Raw genomic sequence first — 15,853 nt, 5'->3', positions numbered from 1 at the left:
CGCCCGGGTATCGGGGGGTGACCGAACGCACTCCCTGTCGGTTTGCTGTGAACGGGCGGTTCGTGGAACACGGAGGCCCGTGCAGGCCGTTGTGCAGGGCGTACCACATCGGACAGAAGAGACAGGGACCGGTCCGGAGAACCCGGTAACCACCCGCACTCGACGCCTGGATGCCCGCACCCGCCACCGACGACGCAGCGGATGCATCCGAATCGAAGGCAAGGACGAAGACCCATCGTGACGCTGCTGCAGTCTTCCCCCAACGACGCACTCGAGGTGCGCTCGCCCCGCCGCGAGCCCGACACCAGCGGCCTGGTGTCGACCGACCTCGTGCGCGTGTACCTCAACACCATCGGCAAGACCGCGCTGCTCACCGCCGAGCAGGAGGTCGAGCTGGCGAAGCGGATCGAGGCCGGCCTGTACGCCGACCGCCTGCTCGCCGAGAAGACGGACCTGTCGCCGGCCAAGAAGCGGGACTACAAGATCCTCGCCGTCGACGGCAAGGCCGCCAAGGCGCACCTCCTGGAGGCCAACCTCCGGCTGGTCGTGTCGGTGGCCAAGCGCTACACCGGCCACGGCATGACGTTCCTGGACCTCATCCAGGAAGGCAACGTCGGCCTGATCCGCGCGGTCGAGAAGTTCGACTACACCAAGGGCTTCAAGTTCTCGACGTACGCCACCTGGTGGATCCGGCAGGCCATCACCCGGGCGATGGCCGACTCCGGTCGCACGATCCGGCTCCCCGTCCACCTGGCCGAGCAGGTCAACAAGGTGGTCCGCACCCGCCGGCGCATGCACCAGGAGCTGGAGCGGGAGCCCACCGCCGAGGAGCTGGGCCTCGAGCTGGACATGCCCGAGGCGCGGATCACCGAGCTGCTCGAGTACAGCCGTGACCTGGTCAGCCTCGACCAGACCGTCGGCACCGACGAGGAGTCCCGCCTCGGCGACTTCATCGAGGACGCCGACGCCGCGGTGGCCGAGGACGCGGTCGCCTTCCAGATGATGAAGGGCGACGTCCGCACCGTGCTGAACACGCTCGAGGACCGGGAGCGCGACGTCGTCGTCCTCCGCTTCGGCCTCGACGGCTCGCAGCCCCGGACGCTGGAGCAGATCGGCAAGCAGTTCGGTCTCTCCCGCGAGCGGGTGCGCCAGATCGAGCGCGAGACGATGGCCAAGCTCCGCGATCCGCAGCGCGCCGACGCCCTGCGCGACTACCTGGCCTAGTCAGCCGCACGCGAAGAGCCGGGCACCCCGCGGGGTGCCCGGCTCTTCGCCGTTCAGACCGGCGATCGCATCCGGCGCGGGCCCGGATCGACGCGGCCGGTCGGCGGGCCGACATGCCCGCGTGCACCGGCGACCACGAGCGAACGCCCGCCGTGCCACGGGTGGGGCGGGCCGACGATCACCGGCTCGAGCGTCAGCCGGAGCACCTCGGGCAGGTCGTCGGCCAGGCGCGCCACCCGCAGCAGCAGGTCCTCCAGCGCCGCCAGGTCGACCGGCTCGGAGCCGCGGTAGCCGTTCAGCAGCGGGAACGCCCGCGGCGCGCGGACCAGCTCGGCGGCGTCGAGATCGGTCAGCGGCAGGGTCCGGAAGGCGCGGTCGCCCAGCAGGTCGGTGGCCACTCCCCCGAGCCCGAAGCTGACCAGGGCGCCGAACGACGGGTCGTCCACGATCTCCACCACGGTGGCCACGCCTGGCGCGGCCATCTCCTGCACGATCACCGGGTCCCCGGACGGGATGGCCGCGTAGCCGGCGCGCACCGCGTCGGCGTCGGTCAGGTCGAGCCGGACGCCGCCCAGGTCGGAGCGGTGCCTCAGCCAGGGCGCCGTCGACTTGAGCACCACCGGGTAGCCGACCTCCTCGGCGGCCACGACCGCCTGATCGGCGTCGGTCACGGTCCGCGTGCCCAGCAGCGGGACGCCGTAGTCGGCCAGCAGCCCGATCAGCTCGTCGTCGGTGAGCTCCCGGCCGGCGGGGTCCTCGGCGAGCACCGTCCGCACGAGCTCCTGCGCCGACGTCTCGTCGACGTCGGGCAGCTCGGGCAGGTCGCCGACCGGACGACGCCGCCAGCGCGCGTACTCCGCCACCTTCGCCAGGGCGATGACCGCCCGCTCGGGCGTCGAGTACGACGGCACCGAGCCCCGGGCGGGCATGCCGTCCTCGTCCAGGACGGCGAGCTCGTCGGGGATGCCCTCGGTCGACAGGAAGCTGGCGACGATCGGCTTGCCCGACGTCATCGCCACCTCGCGCAGCGCCGGGCCGTACTGGTCCGAGCCCGACCGCAACGGCGGCAGGAACACGGCGACGACGGCGTCCACCGCGTCGTCGTCGACGGCGGCCTGCAGCGCCGCGCGGAACTCCTCGGGACCGCCGGAGACACCGATGTCCACGGGAGCCTCGTGGGCCAGCGCCAGCCCCTCCTCCAGGACGGCGTCGGCCACCAGCACGCCGATCGCGGTGGAGTTGCCGACGATGGCGACCCGTGGCCCCTCCGGAAGCGGCTGGTGCGCCAGCAGGGTGCCGACGTCGAACATCTGGGCGACGGTCTCGACCCGGATGACGCCGGCGGAGGCGAACAGCGCGGCCACCGACTGCTCGGGCACCGCCACCGACGTGCCGGCCAGCCCCGGGGTGACGTTGACGTGCCGCCCGCTCTTCACCGCGACGACCGGCTTCGTGCGGCCGACGCTGCGGGCCAGCCGGGCGAACTTGCGGGGGTTGCCGAAGCTCTCCAGGTGCAGCAGCACGACCTCGGTCGCGGGGTCGGTCGCCCAGTACTGCAGCAGGTCGTTGCCGCTGACGTCGGCCCGGTTGCCGGCGGAGACGAAGGTGGACAGCCCCAGGTTGCGGCTGCGCGCGCTCTCGAGCAGCGCCACACCCAGCGCCCCGGACTGCGCGAAGAACCCGACCCGGCCGCGCCCGGGCACCATCGGCGCGAGGCTGGCGTTCAGCCGCACCTCGGGGTCGGTGTTGACCATGCCGAGGCAGTTGGGGCCGACGACCCGCATGCCGGACGCCCGCGCGGCCGCCACCAGCTTCCGCTCGGCGTCCCGCCCCTCCGGGCCGGTCTCCCCGAAGCCGCCTGAGACGACGACGAGGCCGCGCACCTGCTTGCGGCGGCAGGCCTCGACGACGCCGGCCACCTCGTCGGCAGGAACGGCGAGGACTGCCAGGTCCACGTCATCGGGGATGGACTCGATGTCGGCGTAGGCGGGGACGCCGTTGACGTGCCGGGCGCCGGGGTTGACCGGGTACACCGGGCCGGAGAAGCCGTAGTCGAGCAGGTGGCGCAGCAGCGCGTTGCCGATCTTGCCGCTGTCGTTGCTCGCGCCGACGACGGCGACCGACGAGGGCCGCAGCAGCCGGGCGATGGAGCGTGACTCGCTGCGCTGCTCCCGCTCGTAGGCGACGGCGAGCGCGTCCTCGGTCTGCTCGATGGGGAACGTCAGGTGCACGACGCCGTCCTCGTAGGACCGCTCCGACTGGTAGCCGGCGTCCTGGAAGACGCGCACCATCCTGCTGTTCTGGGCCAGCACCTCGGCCACGAAGTTCTTGATCCCGCGCTCCCGGCCTGCGGCGGCCAGGTGCTCCAGCAGGACCGAGCCCAGCCCGCGGCCCTGGTGCGCGTCCTCGACGAGGAAGGCGATCTCGGCGTCGTCGGTGCCGGGATAGCGGTCGAAGCGGCCGACGCCGATGATCTGGTCGCCGAGCATGACGACGAAGGCCACCCGGTCGACGTGGTCGACGTGGGTGAACCGGTGCAGGTCCTTCTCCGACAGCCGCTTCATCGGCCCGAAGAACCGGTAGTAGCGCGTCTGGTCGCTGCTGCGCTCCATCAGCCCGTTGATGCCGTCGGCGTCCTCGGGGCAGATCGGGCGCAGGTGCACGGTGCCGCCGTCGGCGGCCACGATGTCGGCCTCCCAGTGCGGCGGGGGCATCGGCCGCTCGTCGGCCGCGGCCGCCTGCTCGGTCGTCGTCGGTTCAGTCACGCGGGTCGTCCGGGTCGAGGCCGAAGTAGGGGAAGGCCGCGCGCCGGGTGCGCATGATCGCCCGGTCGACGCGGGACTCGGTGAAGGTGTCCCAGCGGGAGAAGCCGGTGTAGCCGCCCTCGGTCATGTGCGTGGGCGGGCGCGCCCGCAGACCGCGGCGGACGACGTCCTCGCGCCACGACTCCGGGATCTCCGTCGCCGGGTCGAGCGGGCTGCCCGACACCTCGGCGAGCAGGTGGGTCCAGGCGCGCGGGACGCAGCGCACCAGCCCGTAACCACCCCCGCCGAGCACCACCCACCGGCCGTCGCAGAGCTGGTGCGCCAGCTCGTGCATCGCCTTGTAGCTGGCGCGCTGGCCGTCGACGGTGAGCGCGAGGTCGGCCAGCGGGTCCTCGTGGTGGGCGTCGCAACCGCACTGGGTGACGAGGATCTGCGGCTGGAAGGCCCTCAGCACGCCGGGGACCACCGCGGTGAACGCCCGCAGCCAGGAGGAGTCGTCGGTGCCGTTGGGCAGGGCGAGGTTCACGGCGCTGCCCAGCGCCTTCTCGGCGTCCCCGGTCTCCTCGGGGTAGCCGGTGCCCGGGAACAGGGTGAGCGGCGTCTGGTGGATGCTGACCGTGAGCACCCGCGGGTCGTCGTAGAAGGCCGCCTGGACGCCGTCGCCGTGGTGGACGTCGAGGTCGACGTAGGCGATCCGCTCGTAGCCCTTGCCGAGCAGCCAGGCGATCGCGATCGCGGCGTCGTTGAACACGCAGAAGCCGGATGCGTTGCCGCGCATGGCGTGGTGCAGGCCGCCGGAGATGTTGACCGCGTGCTGGGCGGTGCCCTCGTGCACCCGCTGGGCGGCCAGCACGCTGCCGCCGGAGATGAGGGCGGCGGCGTCGTACATGCCCTCGAAGATCGGGTTGTCCGCGGTGCCGAGCCCGTGACCGACGTCGGGCTCGGACGGGGCCCGCCGCACCGCGTCGAGGTAGGCCGGGTCGTGGACGAGCGTCAGCAGGTCGGCATCGGCCGGTGCCGGCCTCACCACCTCGAGCCGGTCGGTGGCGAGCACGCCGAGCTGCTCGGCCAGCCGCATGGTGAGGTCGAGCCGGACGGGGTGCAGCGGGTGGTCCCCGCCCATCGTGTAGCCCAGGAGCGCGTCGTCCCAGACCACGGCGATCGAGTCGCTCACGGTCCCTCCTCAGCACGTCACCCGTGGCAGGTACTCCGCTGCACGGACCTCGCCGCACACCCTGGCCCGGACGCTACCCGGTGGCCGATCACCGGACCCTCCACCCGACCTCCCGTCGGGCTGACCGGCCCGGACACCCCTCACACGTAGACTCGGTGCCGACACGGAGGAGTACCTGTGAACGACCTCATCGACACGACCGAGATGTACCTCCGGACGATCTTCGAGCTGGAGGAAGAGGGGATCGTCCCGCTGCGGGCGCGCATCGCGGAGCGGCTCCACCAGAGCGGACCGACGGTCAGCCAGACCGTGGCGCGGATGGAGCGCGACGGCCTGCTGAGCGTGGAGGGCGACCGGCACCTGCAGCTCTCCGACGAGGGCCGCCAGCTCGCCACCGCCGTCATGCGCAAGCACCGGCTGGCCGAGTGCCTGCTCGTGGACGTCATCGGGCTGGACTACGCCGACGTCCACGAGGAGGCCTGCCGCTGGGAGCACGTGATGAGCGAGGCGGTGGAGCGCAAGCTGCTGACGCTGCTGGGCAACCCGTCGGTGTCGCCGTTCGGCAACCCCATCCCGGGCCTCGAGGCGCTGCGCGGTGAGGAGACGCTGGGCGGTGAGACGTCGGCGGTCCTCGACTCGCTGACGCTGCTCAGCACGACCGCCACCGCGGAGGGCCGGCCGGTCGTGATCCGCCGGATCAGCGAGCAGCTGCAGGAGAACACCGACCTGCTGCGGCTGCTGGCCGAGCAGGGCGTCCGCCCCGGCGCGACGATGACGGCCCGCCTGGTGGAGGGCTCGGTGGCCCTGGACGACCAGGTCCTGCCGGTGGGCGTGGCCCACCACCTGTTCGTGAGCGCGGTCGACGACTCGCTCACCCCGCTCGAGGCCGCTCCGCTGCTCTGAGCCGGGCAGACGGGATGGCCGGGACACGCACGGACGGCGGCGCGGACGGGACGGTCCGCGCCGCCGACGTGTTCCTCGCCGACCTGCGGCCTCGTCCCGGCGGGCCGGCGCTCCAGCGCCTCCGGCTCCTCGGCGCGGCCCTGTCGGAGCTCTCCCTCGAACTGCTCCCCTCCCCGTCGGTGCACGACGTGGTGGTGACCCGCCGCGACGACGGGAGCGAGGTCCTCCGCGAGCCCGCCGGGCCGCCGCTGCGCGCCGGCGAGCTGCTCGGCCAGATCCGGGACGAGCTGGAGCGGCTGGACCCCGGGACGTTCCTGCGGGGCTGGTCGGCCACGCCGCCGTCTTCCTGAACCCGTCGGGCCGGGCCGGGGCGCTCACTACTGTGGCGGAGCAGCACCCTCCCCCCAGCGCACCCGAAAGAAGGCCTCGGTGAGCCCCACCGCACCCGCCACCGGTGACTCCCCCGCCGAAGGGCGGCCCGGCCCGTTCGCGGACCTGGCGCAGTTCGTCGCCCTGCCTCGGATCGGCGCGCTGGCGTTGTCGGTGGACGGCACGCGGCTCGCGGTCTCGGTGCAGACCCTGGACCCGCAGAGGACGAAGTGGCAGTCGGCGCTGTGGGAGGTCGACCCGGCCGGCGAACGCCCCGCCCGGCGGCTGACCCGCAGCGCCCCCGGCGAGTCCTCGCCGACGTGGGCGCCCGACGGGTCGCTGCTGTTCACCTCCGCCCGGCCGGACCCGGAGGCGGCCGAGGAGGGCGAGCCGAAGCCGGCCCTCTGGAGCCTGCCCGGCGCGGGCGGTGAGGCGCGGCTCGTGCTCACCCGCCCCGGCGGCATCTCGGCGGTCGGGATCGCGGCCGGCACCGGCGACGTGGTGGTCGCGGCGGCCACGATGCCCGGCGGCTCGGAGGCCGAGGCCGACGAGGAGCGCCGCAAGCGGCGCAAGGACGCCGGGGTGTCCGCGGTGCTGCACGAGGCCTACCCGGTGCGCTTCTGGGACCACGACCTCGGGCCGGCCGCGACGCACCTGTTCTGGGCCGGGCGGCTGCCCGCCGACGAGCCCGGTGCCGAGCCGGTCCGGCTGCGCGACCTCACCCCCGACGCCGGACCGCCCAGCGGCGCCGGCGACCAGTTCGCCCTCTCCCCCGACGGCCGGCTGCTCGCCCGCACCGAGGACGTGCCGGACGGCCCGGCGGGCCGCCGGACCCGGCTCGTGCTGACGAGCACCGACGACGGGCGGACCCGCCCGCTCGTCGACGACCCGGCGGCCGACGTCTACGCGGCCCGCTTCTCCCCGGACGGCAGTTCCGTGGTCTGCGTGCGGGAGGCCCTGTCGACCTATGCCGAACCCCCGGACTACACGCTGCTGCTCGTCGACGTGGCCGACGGGACCGCGCGCGACCTCACGCCGGACTTCGACCGGTGGCCGAGCGCGCCCCAGTTCAGCGCCGACGGATCGGCGGTCTACTTCCTCGCCGACGACGACGGCCGGCACGCGCTGTTCCGCGTCCCCGTCGACGGTGGGGAGCCCGTCCGCCTGACCGGCGACGGCGCCTACAGCGACCTCCAGGTCGCCCGCGACGGCAGTGCCCTCTACGCCCTGCGCTCGGCCTACGACTCCCCCGCCGTCCCGGTCCGCCTCGACCCGGAGGCCCCGCTCCAGGACCCGCCCGTGCTGCCCAGCCCCGGCTCGCCGGGTCCGCTGCCGGGCACCCTCCACGAGGTGGAGGCGACCGCTGCCGACGGTTCCCGGGTGCAGTCGTGGCTGGTCCTGCCCGAGGGCGCCTCGGCGGACGCCCCGGCACCGCTGGTGCTGTGGATCCACGGCGGGCCGCTGATGAGCTGGAACTCGTGGTCGTGGCGCTGGTGCCCGTGGGTGCTCGCCGCCCGGGGGTACGCGGTGCTGCTGCCCAACCCGGCGCTGTCGCAGGGGTTCGGCCGCGAGTTCGTGCGCCGCGGCTGGGGCGAGTGGGGCGGCGCGCCCTTCACCGATCTGATGGCCGCGGTCGACGCGGCCGAGCAGCGCCCCGACATCGACGCGACCCGGACGGCCGCGATGGGCGGTTCCTTCGGCGGCTACATGGCGAACTGGATCGCCACGCAGACCGACCGGTTCCGGGCCATCGTCACGCACGCGAGCCTCTACGACCTCGACTCGTTCGTCGGCACGACCGACGCGGCCTACTACTGGGAGAAGGAGTGGGGCGACCCGCTCGCCGAGCCGAAGCGCTACGAGCAGAACTCGCCGCACCGCTTCGCGGACGCCATCCGGACGCCGATGCTGGTCATCCACGGCGACAAGGACTACCGCGTGCCCATCGGCGAGGCGCTGCGGCTGTGGTACGACCTGCAGAAGCGCGGCATCCCGTCGAAGTTCCTGTACTTCCCCGACGAGAACCACTGGGTGCTGACCCCCGGCAACAGCCAGGTCTGGTACTCGACGGTGCTCGCCTTCCTCGCCGAGCACGTCCTGGGCGAGCGGTGGGAGCGTCCGGAGCTGCTCTGAGCACGGCACGCCGTCAGCTCGCGCGGTCGGCGGCGGTGCGCTCGATCAGCCCGCGCAGCTGCGCCGGTGGGACGCAGGCCCGCAGCGCGTCCGCGAGGAGACCGGCCAGCGCGTAGTCCGGTGAGCCGGCGAGCGCCCTGGTCAGCGCGACGTCGGCCATCGCGCCGTCGCCGCGCAGCCAGCAGCTGACGGCGAGCAGCGTCGCCGGGGCGGCGTCCAGCGGCGCCGGTGCCCGCCGGGTGCACTCGGCCCACAGCTGCTCGGCGGCCGCCGCATCCGGGCCGAGGCCCAGCTCCAGCGCTCGGTCGCGGACGGCGCGGTCGCGCAGACCCCAGAGCAGCCGGGCCACCTCTCGGTCCGACAGCCGGGACGCTTCCGCCGGTGGACCGGGTCGCGACCGTGCCAGCGCGTCGAGCACGGCGTCCCACGACCGCGCCGCCACCTCGTCCCAGCCGGAGGCCACGATCGCGTCCGCGCACTCCCCGGCCACCCGCGCGCACGCCTCGGCCATCGCCCGGCCTGCGTCCCCACCCGGTCCTGCGATCCGGCCGGCCAGCGCGGCCCTGTCCCGCTCCACGACCAGGCCCGTCGCGACGGCGGCGACCTCCAGCTCGCTGACGCCCGCGGGCAGCGGCGTCCCCGCACCGGGTGCGCAGCAGGCCGCCGGGCAGTCGTAGTCCCACCACCGCCCGTCCCGCACGAGCAGGAGCTGCGGCACGGGGACGGCGTGCTCGGCCAGGGAGACGACCACGTCCCGCACCAGAGCGCGGTGCGGCAGGCCGTTCCCGGTGTCGCCGGCCTCGGAGACGATCACGCCCACGACCGCACCCGGGTCGTCGGTGAGCACCGCGCGGGCCAGCTCCCGGGCCACCGACAGCCCGTGCACCGGCGGCGGGAGATCCGCCCGGAGCGTCAGACCGAGCTGCCGCCCGCCCCTGCCGCCGAGGCTGAGCAGGACCACCGACTCGGCCGGCCGGAAGCCGAGCAGGTGCGGTACCGCGGCGGCCAGCTCACCAGGGTCGGAGAGCCGGACGTCGATCGGTCCGGGACGAGGGCGGGCGGCTCGGGCATCCATGCCCGGAACCCTGGGCTCGCCGAGATGCGCGGAGGTCCGCGGCGGACGATCTGTGGACGCGCGGCGGGGCTGTGGACGGGTCCCGGCGGGTCAGTCGAGCGCCGCGGCCTGCGCTTCGTACGCCTGCGCCAGCAGGTCGGCGAAGGCCGCCGGGTCGGCCGGGGCGGCAGCTCCGCCGCCGGCGAGCGCGGCCGTCTCCAGGTTCATCAGGATGAGGACGCGGTCGCCGTCCTGGACCGCGCCGATGAGGGCCGGCACCGTCGCCTGCGTGCCGTCGGGCAGGCTCACCGCGGTCGTGTACCTCAGCAGTGCTGCACCGTCCCCGAGGTCGTCGACCTCCAGGGGCTCGAAGGTGATCGTCGCCCGGCCGATGTCCGGGGAGGTCACCTGGGCCTGCGGGCAGCGGGCAGCTGCCTCCTCCAGCTGGCCGACGGTGTCCCCGGTCGGTCCGCCGCGCACCAGGACCTCCACCGTGGTGCCCGACCCGGTGGTCGCGCTCTGCGCCGCGACGTCGTCGAAGTCGTCGAAGTCCGGCTGCGTGCCCTCGACCGCGACGGCGCACTCCTCCGGCGTGATCTGCAGGCCCTCGGCGTTCGACGCGGCCAGCCCGGCGCCCTGCGCCAGCTGCTCCGGGGAGATCGCCACGACCGAGGCGTCGGCACCGAAGGCGTCGGCAGGGAGCAGGCCGGACGCCAGGTCCGCCTCCGGGGACTCCTCGGCGGCGGACGAGGACGGCGAGCCGGACGACGCCGATTCGTCGCCGCCGTCGTCGCTGCCGCACCCGGCCAGCAGCAGGGCGGACGCGGAGACGGCGAGGATCCCCCGGGCGGTGCTGCTCATGGTGGGAACCTAGCCCGCCGGACGGGGTCAGACCTGGTACTGGACGGCGCTGCGGGCCGCGAGGTGCGGCCGGACGTGCTCGGCGAGGACGGCGAGGTGCACGGGGTCCTCGGCGTAGCGGCGGAAGGCCTCGACGTCGGGGAAGTCGGCCACGAGGACGGCGTCGGCGTTGCCGTCGGTGAGCCCGGCGTCGTCGGCGACCACGAGCGACGTCATCCCGCCGGGTTCCTGCCGCAGCCCGCGGAGGGCGTCCACGATCGCCGCCCGGCGTGCCGGGTCGGCGGCCGGGGACCAGGTGAAGAGGACGACGTGACGGATCATGCCCGTCACCCTGCCAGGCACCGTGCCGGTCGCCCGGCCGGGTGCTGGTTACCGGCTGGTAGCCGGGTGCCCCCGTCCGCTGGTTAGAGTCCCGGACATGGGACGGTCGTTGCGCATCGCACTGCTGTCCTACCGGAGCAAACCGCACAGCGGCGGCCAGGGCATCTACGTCCGGGCGCTGTCCCGCGAGCTGACCGAGCTGGGTCACCGGGTCGAGGTGTTCAGCGGCCAGCCCTACCCCGAGCTCGACGACGGCGTCCCGCTCACCCGGCTGCCCAGCCTCGACCTCTACCGGGAGCCGGACCCCTTCCGCACGCCCCGCATCTCGGAGTTCCGCGACTGGATCGACGTCGCCGAGTGGGCCACCATGTGCACCGCCGGATTCCCGGAGCCGATGACCTTCACCCTCCGGGCCGCCCGTCACCTGCTCCCCCGCGCCGCCGAGTTCGACGTCGTGCACGACAACCAGTCGCTGGGCTGGGGTCTGCTCCAGCTCGTCCGCGCCGGCGTCCCGACCGTGGCGACGGTCCACCACCCGATCGCGATCGACCGCGGGCTCGAGCTGGCGGCCGCACCGTCGCTCCGCCGCCGGCTGACGCTGCACCGGTGGTACGGGTTCACCGGCATGCAGGCCCGCGTCGCCCGCCGGCTGGACGCCGTCACCACCGTCTCGGAGAACTCGCGGCGCGACATCGCCACTCACATGGGGTTGCCCGCCACGGGGATCGACGTCATCCCCGTCGGCATCGACCCCGACGAGTTCCGCCCGCCGCCGGAGGGGCAGGCGCGCGACCAGGACTCGGTCCTCGCGATCACCAGCGCCGACGTCGCGCTCAAGGGCCTGGTCCACCTGCTGGAGTCGCTGGCGAAGCTGCGCACCGAGCGCCCGGTGCGGCTGACCGTGGTCGGCACCGCCCGGCCCGGCGGCCCCGCCGAGGCGGCGCTCGACCGGCTCGGGCTGCACGACGCCGTCCGCTTCACCGGACCGGTGCCGGAGGCGGAGCTGGTCGACCTGCTGCAGCGCGCCTCGGTCCTGGCGATCCCGTCCCTGTACGAGGGCTTCTCCCTGCCGGCGGTCGAGGCGATGGCCTGCGCCACCCCGCTGGTCACCACCGATGCCGGCGCCCTGCCCGAGGTGGTCGGCACCAAGGCGGGGCTGCGCGTCAAGGCCGGCGACGTCGGGGAGCTGACCGCGGCGCTGAAGCTGGTGCTCGACTCCCCGTCGCTGGCCGAGCAGCTCGGCCGGGCCGGCCGGCGCCGCGTGCTGGACTCCTTCACCTGGCGGTCGACGGCGCAGCGCACGGCCGACTGGTACGCCGAGACGCTCGACCGCAGGGGGAACTGAACCGTGCTGACCGTCGACTACGACCTCCTCGACCTGCGGCCGGGGATGAAGGTCCTCGACCTCGGCTGCGGCGAGGGCCGGCACGCCTTCGAGGCCTACCGGCGCGGGGCGGACGTCGTGGCCGTCGACTGGGGCGTCCCCGAGGTCGAGACGACGAAGCGCTGGCTGGGCGCGATCGCCGAGGCCGGCGGGGCCGGGTGGGCGGGCGACGGCGTGGCCGCCCGCTACGAGGTGGTCCGCGGCGACCTGCTCCACCTGCCCTTCCCCGACGCCAGCGTCGACCGGGTGATGGCCTCGGAGGTGCTCGAGCACATCCCCGACGACGTCACGGCGATGGCGGAGATCTTCCGGGTGCTCAAGCCGGGCGGCCGGGTCGCGGTGACGGTCCCGCGCTACGGCCCCGAGCGCATCTGCTGGGCGCTGTCGGACGAGTACCACGCCAACGAGGGCGGGCACATCCGCATCTACACGAAGCCGGTGATCCGCACCCGGCTCGCGGCGGCGGGCCTGGTGCCCGGCGCCAGCCACCACGCCCACTCCCTGCACGCCCCCTACTGGTGGCTCAAGTGCGCGGTCGGCGTGGACAGGGACTCCGCGCTCGTCCGCGCCTACCACCGGCTGCTGGTCTGGGACCTCACCGAGCGTCCCTGGCTCACCCGCACGGCCGAGCGGTTCCTCGACCCGCTCTTCGGGAAGAGCCTGGTCGTGTACGCCGACAAGCCCGGGACGGTGACCGGGCTCCCGGAGGCGCGTGCCGGTGGCGCCGTCCACGCCGAGCGGGAGCAGACCGCTGCCGCCCGCTGACCGGACGGGGACGCTCCCGGAGCTGCCGGGGGTCCTGACCGGGGACCAGGTGCGCACCACCGTCGCGTGGATCGCCGCCCAGCAGGACGCGGACGGCGCGCTGCCCTGGTCACGCGGCGAGCAGCTCGACCCGTGGGACTCCGTCGAGGCGGCCATGGCCCTCGACGTGGGGGGCGAGCACGCGCGGGCGGCCGCGGCCTACCGGTGGCTGGCCGGGCAGCAGCGGCCGGACGGCTCGTGGGCCTCGGAGTACCGCGAGGGCGCGGAGACCGCACCCGCGGCCGAGAGCAACCACGCGGGCTACCTCGCCGTCGGCGCCTGGCACAGCTGGCTGACGACCGGCGACGAGGAGCTGGTCGAGCAGCTGTGGCCGGTCGTCCGCCGCGGGCTGGACCTGGTCACCCGGATGCAGCTCCCGGGCGGCGCCATCGGCTGGGCGCTGCGGCCCGACGGCACCGCCGACGGGACCGCCCTCCTGACGGGCAACGCCAGCCTCTTCCAGGCGCTGCGCTGCGGGATCGCCCTCGCCGGCCTGCGCGGCGAGGTCCAGCCCGACTGGGAGGTCGCCGTGACCGACCTCGGCACGGCGCTGCGCACCCGGCCGCAGGACTTCGCCGACCGGTCGCGCTACTCGATGGACTGGTACTACCCCGTCCTCGGGGGCGCGGTGACCGGTGCGGCGGCCCGGGACCGCCTGGCGGCGGGGTGGGACACCTTCGTCGTCCCCGGGCTCGGGGCCCGCTGCGTCTCGGACCGGCCGTGGGTGACCGGCGCCGAGACCTGCGAGCTCGCCCTCGCCCTCGCCGTCGCCGACCAGCCCGACGCCGCGCTCGAGCAGCTGACCGCCATGCAGCACCTGCGCGACGACGACGGCTCGTACTGGACCGGCCTGGTCTTCGCCGACGGCAAGCGCTGGCCGGTGGAGCGGACCACTTGGACCGCGGCCGCCGTCGTCCTGGCCGCCGACGCGCTGACGGGGGCCACGCCGGCCGCCGGCCTCTTCCGCCACCCGGGGACGCTCCCGGCGCCCGGGATGCCGCGGTCGGCCGATTCGCTGGCGGGAGGAGCGGGCACCGTCCACCCGTGACCTCATCCAGCGACGTGACCGTGGTCGTCGCCAGCCAGAACCGCCGTGCCGACCTGCTGGCCACCCTCCCCCGGCACGAGGCGCCGGTCGTCCTCGTCGACAACGCCTCGACCGACGGGACGGTCGAGGCGGTGCGGTCCACCCATCCCGACGTCACCGTCCTCGCGCTGGAGCGCAACCACGGCGCGCACGGCCGGACGCTGGGGGTCGCGCGGGCCGGCACCCCGTTCGTCGCCTTCGCCGACGACGATTCCTGGTGGGCGCCCGGGGACCTGTCCCGGGCCGTCGGGATCATGCGCGCCCACCCGCGGCTCGCGGTGCTCAACGCGCGCATCCTGGTGGGCCCCGAGGAGCGGCTCGACCCGGTGTGCGCGGAGATGGCGCACAGCCCGCTCGGCACCGCCCCGGACCTCCCCGGCCCCTCGCTGCTGGGCTTCGTCGCCTGCGGCGTGCTGGTGCGCACCGAGGCGTTCCAGGCCGTGGGCGGGTTCGACGAGGTCGTCCGGTTCCCGGGCGAGGAGGAGCGGGTGGCCCTCGACCTCGCCGCCGCGGGCTGGGGGCTCTCCTACGTCGACGCGGTCACCGTGCACCACCACCCGTCGTCGTCCCGCCACTCCCCTGCCCGACGGCAGGTGGCGGTCTGGCGCAGCAGGGTGCTCACGGCGGTCATGCGGGCGCACCCCTCCGACCTGGCCGCGACCCTGGCCGGCGCCGTCCGGGCCGGCCGACCGGGCGTCGAGGGGCTGGCCCGCGCGGTCCCCGACCTGCCCGCGGCGCTGGTGCGCCGGCGCCCGGTGCCGGACGACGTCCGCGCCCAGCAGAGACGACTCGCGGGCAGCTGACGGAGGACCGGCCCGGGCGGCGGCTCAGCGGGCGCAGTCGATGCAGGTGCGGGCCGTGGGACGGGCGGCGAGCCGCTCGGGTGCGATCGGCCGGCCGCACGTCTCGCAGCGCCCGTAGGTACCGGCCTCGACCGCGGTGACCGCGGCGTCGACGTCGGCGAGCCGGCGGCGGGCCTGCTCCAACAACGCCGCGACCTGCTGGCGCTCGAAGGCGATCGTGGCCCCCTCGGGATCGTGCTCGTCGTCGGCGTTCGACGACTGCGAGGCGGCCACGATCTCGTCGAACTGGCGGGTCAGCGCCTCGATCTGGGCCAGCGCCGCGATCCGCTCGGCGCCGAGCGGGTCAGCGCTCACGGCGGAGCAGGCGCAGCGAGCCGGTCCCGGGCAGCTCGTCGAAGTCGCCGGACTCAACGACCCGCCGGTAGACCCCGTACGGCGCCTGGCCGCCGTCGGCCGGGTCCGGGAAGACGTCGTGGATCGCCAGCGTGCCGCCGACCGCCAGCTTGGCCACCCACGCGTCCTGGTCGCGGCGCGCGGACTCCTCGGTGTGGCTGCCGTCGAGGAAGAGTAGCGCCAACGGCGTGCTCCACAGCGGCGCGAGCGTCTCCGACCGGGTGACGACGGCGATCACGACGTCCTCGGCCCCGGCGTCGGCGACGGTCCGGCGGAACCGCGGCAGCGTGTCGACCAGGCCGACGGCGGGGTCGACCAGCGCGGGGTCGTGGTACTCCCAGCCGGGCTGGTGCTCCTCGGAGCCCCGGTGGTGGTCGACGGTCACCACCTGCCGGCCCGTCTCGCGCGCGGCGGCCGCCAGGTACAGCGCCGACTTGCCCATCCACGAGCCCACCTCGAGCAGCGGGCCGGGGACGGCGACGGCACGGGCGGCCTCGTAGAGGGCGTGGCCCTCGTCGTCGGGCATGAAGCCCGGGGCGGCCTGGGCGGCGGCGAGCAGGTCGGACACGCGCACAGCC

At 74.8% G+C, this 15,853-nt stretch carries 15 protein-coding genes; 8 read left to right on the top strand and 7 right to left on the bottom strand.

The window, feature by feature from the left end; all coding sequences use genetic code 11:
* Positions 1 to 237: 237 nt before the first annotated feature.
* Positions 238 to 1,224: an RNA polymerase sigma factor SigB gene (gene sigB / locus DCS98_RS05155; RefSeq protein WP_116450304.1), complete on the top strand. Its 987-nt coding sequence runs from the start codon at positions 238 to 240 to the stop codon at positions 1,222 to 1,224.
* A 53-nt stretch (positions 1,225 to 1,277) separates the two neighbouring features.
* Here the strand turns inward: sigB and DCS98_RS05150 are convergent, their stop codons facing one another.
* Both DCS98_RS05150 and DCS98_RS05145 read right to left on the bottom strand, forming a co-directional pair.
* A complete protein-coding gene (locus DCS98_RS05150; protein WP_241037201.1) occupies positions 1,278 to 3,989 on the bottom strand; it encodes a bifunctional acetate--CoA ligase family protein/GNAT family N-acetyltransferase in 2,712 nt (903 codons plus the stop codon).
* A complete protein-coding gene (locus DCS98_RS05145) occupies positions 3,982 to 5,163 on the bottom strand; it encodes an acetoin utilization protein AcuC (RefSeq protein WP_116450303.1) in 1,182 nt (393 codons plus the stop codon). Before DCS98_RS05145 ends, DCS98_RS05150 begins: the two co-directional genes overlap by 8 nt.
* 177 nt (positions 5,164 to 5,340) lie before the next feature.
* Here DCS98_RS05145 and DCS98_RS05140 point away from each other — a divergent pair, with 177 nt between their 5' ends.
* From DCS98_RS05140 to DCS98_RS05130, 3 genes are all read left to right on the top strand, one after another.
* Positions 5,341 to 6,066, top strand: a complete 726-nt coding sequence (locus tag DCS98_RS05140) for an iron-dependent transcriptional repressor DtxR (RefSeq protein ID WP_116450302.1) — start codon at positions 5,341 to 5,343, stop codon at positions 6,064 to 6,066.
* Positions 6,067 to 6,080: 14 nt separating this feature from the next.
* Positions 6,081 to 6,416 (top strand): hypothetical protein, encoded by a 336-nt coding sequence (locus tag DCS98_RS05135; RefSeq protein WP_116450301.1) that lies wholly within the window; start codon positions 6,081 to 6,083, stop codon positions 6,414 to 6,416.
* Positions 6,417 to 6,495: 79 nt separating this feature from the next.
* Positions 6,496 to 8,568 (top strand): S9 family peptidase, encoded by a 2,073-nt coding sequence (locus DCS98_RS05130; RefSeq protein ID WP_116450300.1) that lies wholly within the window; start codon positions 6,496 to 6,498, stop codon positions 8,566 to 8,568.
* Between the two features lie 13 nt (positions 8,569 to 8,581).
* On the opposite strand, the gene DCS98_RS05125 is transcribed toward DCS98_RS05130, so the two are convergent.
* From DCS98_RS05125 to DCS98_RS05115, 3 genes are all read right to left on the bottom strand, one after another.
* Positions 8,582 to 9,643 (bottom strand): DUF4192 domain-containing protein, encoded by a 1,062-nt coding sequence (locus DCS98_RS05125; RefSeq protein ID WP_116450299.1) that lies wholly within the window; start codon positions 9,641 to 9,643, stop codon positions 8,582 to 8,584.
* Between the two features lie 90 nt (positions 9,644 to 9,733).
* Positions 9,734 to 10,483, bottom strand: a complete 750-nt coding sequence (locus DCS98_RS05120) for a hypothetical protein (protein ID WP_116450298.1) — start codon at positions 10,481 to 10,483, stop codon at positions 9,734 to 9,736.
* A gap of 27 nt (positions 10,484 to 10,510) precedes the next feature.
* Positions 10,511 to 10,804, bottom strand: a complete 294-nt coding sequence (locus DCS98_RS05115) for a Dabb family protein (RefSeq protein WP_116450297.1) — start codon at positions 10,802 to 10,804, stop codon at positions 10,511 to 10,513.
* Positions 10,805 to 10,901: 97 nt separating this feature from the next.
* On the opposite strand from DCS98_RS05115, the gene DCS98_RS05110 reads away from it, so the two are divergent.
* From DCS98_RS05110 to DCS98_RS05095, 4 genes are read left to right on the top strand one after another with little or no spacing between them, the layout of a single operon-like run.
* The gene (locus DCS98_RS05110; protein ID WP_116450296.1) at positions 10,902 to 12,149 is read left to right on the top strand and encodes a glycosyltransferase family 4 protein; all 1,248 of its coding nucleotides are present in this window, start codon (positions 10,902 to 10,904) and stop codon (positions 12,147 to 12,149) included.
* Positions 12,150 to 12,152: 3 nt separating this feature from the next.
* On the top strand, positions 12,153 to 12,953 hold the full coding sequence (locus DCS98_RS05105) for a class I SAM-dependent methyltransferase (protein ID WP_116450295.1): 801 nt from the start codon (positions 12,153 to 12,155) through the stop codon (positions 12,951 to 12,953).
* 49 nt (positions 12,954 to 13,002) lie between these two features.
* Positions 13,003 to 14,040: a prenyltransferase gene (locus DCS98_RS05100; RefSeq protein WP_241037199.1), complete on the top strand. Its 1,038-nt coding sequence runs from the start codon at positions 13,003 to 13,005 to the stop codon at positions 14,038 to 14,040.
* On the top strand, positions 14,037 to 14,882 hold the full coding sequence (locus DCS98_RS05095; RefSeq protein WP_116450294.1) for a glycosyltransferase family 2 protein: 846 nt from the start codon (positions 14,037 to 14,039) through the stop codon (positions 14,880 to 14,882). The genes DCS98_RS05100 and DCS98_RS05095 overlap by 4 nt, the downstream gene beginning before the upstream one ends.
* 24 nt (positions 14,883 to 14,906) lie before the next feature.
* Here the strand turns inward: DCS98_RS05095 and DCS98_RS05090 are convergent, their stop codons facing one another.
* Complete coding sequence (locus DCS98_RS05090) at positions 14,907 to 15,236, bottom strand: TraR/DksA family transcriptional regulator (protein ID WP_116450293.1); 330 nt, start codon at positions 15,234 to 15,236, stop codon at positions 14,907 to 14,909.
* Positions 15,226 to 15,843 (bottom strand): class I SAM-dependent methyltransferase, encoded by a 618-nt coding sequence (locus tag DCS98_RS05085; RefSeq protein ID WP_241037197.1) that lies wholly within the window; start codon positions 15,841 to 15,843, stop codon positions 15,226 to 15,228. Before DCS98_RS05085 ends, DCS98_RS05090 begins: the two co-directional genes overlap by 11 nt.
* Positions 15,844 to 15,853 lie beyond the last annotated feature (10 nt).

This window comes from Blastococcus litoris, assembly GCF_003075095.1.
GTDB lineage: Bacteria > Actinomycetota > Actinomycetes > Mycobacteriales > Geodermatophilaceae > Blastococcus_B > Blastococcus_B litoris.
Note: the sequence above shows the minus strand (reverse complement) of the source record. Positions and strands in the feature narration are given on the sequence as shown.

Bases quoted from the DNA above. Each gene is read 5' to 3' on its own strand.
- DCS98_RS05135 (WP_116450301.1), top strand. From the start codon at position 6,081: ATGGCCGGGACACGCACGGACGGCGGCGCGGACGGGACGGTCCGCGCC.
- DCS98_RS05125 (WP_116450299.1), bottom strand. From the start codon at position 9,643: ATGGATGCCCGAGCCGCCCGCCCTCGTCCCGGACCGATCGACGTCCGG.
- DCS98_RS05120 (WP_116450298.1), bottom strand. From the start codon at position 10,483: ATGAGCAGCACCGCCCGGGGGATCCTCGCCGTCTCCGCGTCCGCCCTG.
- DCS98_RS05115 (WP_116450297.1), bottom strand. From the start codon at position 10,804: ATGATCCGTCACGTCGTCCTCTTCACCTGGTCCCCGGCCGCCGACCCG.
- DCS98_RS05110 (WP_116450296.1), top strand. From the start codon at position 10,902: ATGGGACGGTCGTTGCGCATCGCACTGCTGTCCTACCGGAGCAAACCG.